Raw genomic sequence first — 476 nt, 5'->3', positions numbered from 1 at the left:
ATTATTTTTGGTATAGGTTTTTTCTTTTAAATTATTTAAACTGAAATTCATATAATATCCCGTAAATAAAATAACCGTAAATAAAGTTAAAACAGTATAGATTATCCATTTCATAATCTTATAATTTCACCTTATATTTTCCTTTCAATAGATTTATTAACTCAATTTTCTCTTTATATATATTTTTAGTTATATAGTAATCAATGATTTCATCTTTATCATTCTCTAAAGATTTGGATTGACTATTAATAATATTTTCTAAAATAATTATCGCATGACTTCCTTCATCATCATTTATTTGATTTTTATGTAAATCTTTTGTATTTAAACTTGAATCAAAATTATAATTATGCGTATGAATGTACTCCATTGATCTTAACTGCGAGAGTTCTTCAGTTAGTGGATTATCCTGTTGAATTGCTTGGTTTTGAAAACGAATATTATACTTTTCTTCTATTTCTTTAACCGATATTCCT

1 protein-coding gene is annotated in these 476 nt (G+C 22.7%); it reads right to left on the bottom strand.

Annotated features, from left to right (window positions below):
* Positions 1–118: 118 nt before the first annotated feature.
* On the bottom strand, positions 119–476 hold a 358-nt coding region (locus CN514_RS26095; protein ID WP_176526080.1), incomplete at its 5' end, for a hypothetical protein.

The sequence above is a fragment of the Bacillus sp. AFS001701 genome, assembly GCF_002559405.1.
GTDB lineage: Bacteria > Bacillota > Bacilli > Bacillales > Bacillaceae_G > Gottfriedia.
Note: the sequence above shows the minus strand (reverse complement) of the source record. Positions and strands in the feature narration are given on the sequence as shown.